The following is a 3030-nucleotide window of genomic DNA, read 5'->3' as shown; positions in this document are numbered from 1 at the left end:
GTCCTCGCAGAACAGTGAACTCCAAGACACTGCCTACGTTCACTACGCGCCCGATGAAACCGTGGCGGCCTGGAATTTCGGCTCGTTCCTGGAACGAGCGATGTCCCCGATGCGTGGCTGACATGTCCTCGGACGTCCTCGCGCCCGTGGACGTTTCCAGGTTCGGCGTGGTACGCGGCGCCGGGAATCTCGAGCCGAGCGGTATTGTCGTTCGTGATCATTCGCGAAGAGTTCCTGCTCGGTGCGTGCCCGTCGATCTATCCGACCATGCTCAACTACGGAAGATCGCCGCCGACGACGCGTGATGTTGCAACCTACGCCGACTCTATCCTGGTCCTGTCATCGTCGATGGCTTCGAAGAGCGGCGCATGCGGACCATCGAGCAGCTCAATGACATCGAACAGCGCGCTCTACGACTTCATCGACGCCAGCGGCCTGTACAGCGACCCGATCAACGAACCCGATCGCTGGTGGATGAACGTGCCCATCCGTATCGCCCGATGATCGTCTGGACCACGTTCCTGGTCGGCACGAGCACGTGGTCCTGCTGACCTTCAAGGCCATCGTTCGGTTGGCGGCATGGTGCAGCCCATCTACGACGCCGTCGACGTGCATCAGGGTCAACGCCCTGGTCGGCGACCGTGGCAGAGTTCAAGGGACGCGGCTAATGACCAGTTCGAGGCGCTGCGCATCCACGTTGACGGCCTGGACGAGAAAGTCCTCGAATGATAGTGGAGCGGTTGCGCGCTGTGCGCAAGTAGCGCCGGATGAAATGGCCACGCTGCACTTGAGGCGAAGTACGATATTACCGTCCAGAAGCCAGAGCCCCATGCTCGAACATGTCATCGATCGCGACAAGCAGTTCGGCAACAAGGAGATGAGCGCGTTTTCCCGCGGATCGTGTTCCTCTTGCCTGGCGCTGGAGCAGCCGCTGAAAGTCGCTTACCTCAGTTCCACACCTTCACCAAGCTCCAGCCATGAAGCTTTCGTCACACTATTCATGGCTTGCAATCGGTGCCATTGATGAAGTGTTCCCATAAAAATGACCACCGCGCAGTCGTTTCGGCGTGGTACAATCGAAAAATTCCACCGAAGCGGCACGTCGACCGGCACCCTCGACAGCTTCTCAGAACAACTATCAGTCATCTGGCGAAGTTCGATTCGTGTTCACCACCGTCTTCGTAGATGAAATTACAAGCCGACGTCAGCCGCATCTACTCCACGCCCCATCGCTGACCAGTGCCGCAAGTGGCTGGACGCGCGTTCAATGTCGAGGCGCATCGCCGTTGCCAGACGCCGAACGGCCAAGCGGTCAAGGTGGTGGAACTCAGCGGCCATGGCCGCGATGACGACAAGCTGTACGGCCTGACCGTATCGCAGAAAAATCGAAGACTCACCGGATGACGCCACGCGTTTCCTGATAATCAGCATCAAGGTCGCCGACTGGCGACGACCAACCTCGAATTCATCGATCTGGATGGACGACAAACCAGGGCGCCGCTGCATCAATTGCTGGTCCTGAGAACGGATCGACCTGACCCATCTTCGGAGCCCGACCTTCACGCGGCGTAGATCGACCTATGTGCTTCTCGACTGATCGCCATCACCGTCATCCATCGTCGGCGTGTTCGACGGTGACAAAGCGGATGCGCTCAAGGTGCCGGACGGCCCGAAGCGACGCCTCTCAAGGGTCCGCACTTACGTCGGCGTCGACTTCCTCGCCCTGGCTCAGCCCAGCGTGCAAAACTGGCCTGCGTCCCAGCAAGCCCCGTCGGACGACTGGCGCCGCGGCTCGACATCGATTCAGCCCCAGGATCGTCAAGCTGACCATGACGACGCCGCTGGTCCGCCCTCGGCCTTCAGCCACGATTCGCGACGAACTTCCAGTTGACCCGCTGCCGGACGGTGATGGTTTGATCTTCAAGGCGCCCGTCTCCGAGAGCGCTCCGGTGAGCAATCGCGACCGCCTCCTGGGTCATGGCTCCAACGACATTCTCGAGCTGATTCGCTCGTCATTCTCTGGCACCAGGCCTGAAATGCATGCCAGTGCGGCATGCGTTCGCCAGTCTATCCTCTGTCGCCGCTGAGCTGGCCGGACGCTCGCGTTGCGCCCACCGAAGCTGGTCATCGACCCTTGCGGCAATGCTGGCGGCTATCGATGGCGCCGACCTTTCCCGCGTCGTGTTCTCGCGACCAACAACCCCGACCAGGACCTCGTTCGTCCGAGTGCCTTGGCTGGCTTGCTGACCCGCATGCCGGAGAACGTGTTCGTCGTGCTGGACAGGCTTACATCGATACGCCGAAGGCGCGGAACTGCCGAATGGCCTGAACCTCGGTACCCCAGTTGCTGGTTGTCGCGCACCTTCTTCCAGGCCTATGGCCTGGCATCGCTGCGCGTCGTTATCGTGTCTTCGCCGGTTGTTGCTGATGTGCTTGACGTGTACGTCGGCGTTCGACGTAGACGGTCTGCGCTGACGGCGGCTTGTGCTGCGCTCGATGACGTCGAGTTGCGTGGCCGAAGTCGCGCGCGAGTCGAAGCCGGATCAAGAACAGCTTCAACAGTTCTTCGTCTGTTCAGGCCTGGCTCGATTTCATCACCACCAGCTCCTTGCCCATGATCTTCAGTCGAGAGGCACGTAGATTCTTGTGGACCTTGTCCGTGAAGGCGTTGATGGTGCGCCGGTGGGTATCGAGATACCGAAGACCACCTGCATCGCATCGGTCTGCAGCGGAACGGCACGCTTCCTTGAGGCTTTGGCCAAGGTTCTGGCACGTGGTTGATGTCATGCCCGTGCGATCAAACTCGAGGCCTATGATGGCGCCCTGGTGCGTGATCGAGCCTCGGCTTGATCAGTCGTTCGTTCGCCGAGAGCCTGCGTGGAAGATCACCTGCCAGGAAGTCGTCGAGTCGATCAATTGGCGCTCACGCATCAGCGGTAGAGCAGCATGATCGACCGGTGCAAGGAAGATGTCGTTGCCGCTGTCGCGGCGCTCGTTCTCGGCTCGCTGTGCCTATTCTGGCGATGGAAG

At 60.3% G+C, this 3030-nt stretch carries 5 protein-coding genes; 3 read left to right on the top strand and 2 right to left on the bottom strand.

The features are described 5' to 3' along the window. Nucleotides 1-204: 204 nt before the first annotated feature. Nucleotides 205-504 (top strand): hypothetical protein, encoded by a 300-nt coding sequence (locus ACVBEG_RS26780; protein ID WP_447108504.1) that lies wholly within the window; start codon nucleotides 205-207, stop codon nucleotides 502-504. 75 nt (nucleotides 505-579) lie between these two features. Continuing rightward, entirely contained in the window at nucleotides 580-729 is a 150-nt protein-coding gene (locus ACVBEG_RS26775; RefSeq protein WP_447108503.1) for a hypothetical protein, read from the top strand. Nucleotides 730-1191: 462 nt separating this feature from the next. On the opposite strand, the gene ACVBEG_RS26770 is transcribed toward ACVBEG_RS26775, so the two are convergent. Continuing rightward, a complete protein-coding gene (locus ACVBEG_RS26770; protein WP_447108502.1) occupies nucleotides 1192-1506 on the bottom strand; it encodes a hypothetical protein in 315 nt (104 codons plus the stop codon). A gap of 323 nt (nucleotides 1507-1829) precedes the next feature. On the opposite strand from ACVBEG_RS26770, the gene ACVBEG_RS26765 reads away from it, so the two are divergent. Then, nucleotides 1830-2087: a hypothetical protein gene (locus tag ACVBEG_RS26765; protein ID WP_447108501.1), complete on the top strand. Its 258-nt coding sequence runs from the start codon at nucleotides 1830-1832 to the stop codon at nucleotides 2085-2087. Between the two features lie 487 nt (nucleotides 2088-2574). On the opposite strand, the gene ACVBEG_RS26760 is transcribed toward ACVBEG_RS26765, so the two are convergent. Next, nucleotides 2575-2787, bottom strand: coding sequence for a hypothetical protein (locus tag ACVBEG_RS26760; RefSeq protein ID WP_447108500.1), 213 nt, complete (start codon nucleotides 2785-2787; stop codon nucleotides 2575-2577). Nucleotides 2788-3030: the final 243 nt, after the last annotated feature.

The organism is Pseudomonas sp. GG8 (genome assembly GCF_052976945.1).
This window is presented reverse-complemented; position numbering and strand designations above follow the sequence as displayed.

Excerpts from the sequence above, each read along its gene's own strand:
- ACVBEG_RS26775 (WP_447108503.1), top strand. The coding sequence starts at position 580 with ATGGTGCAGCCCATCTACGACGCCGTCGACGTGCATCAGGGTCAACGC.
- ACVBEG_RS26770 (WP_447108502.1), bottom strand. The coding sequence starts at position 1,506 with ATGCAGCGGCGCCCTGGTTTGTCGTCCATCCAGATCGATGAATTCGAG.
- ACVBEG_RS26765 (WP_447108501.1), top strand. The coding sequence starts at position 1,830 with ATGACGACGCCGCTGGTCCGCCCTCGGCCTTCAGCCACGATTCGCGAC.
- ACVBEG_RS26760 (WP_447108500.1), bottom strand. The coding sequence starts at position 2,787 with ATGACATCAACCACGTGCCAGAACCTTGGCCAAAGCCTCAAGGAAGCG.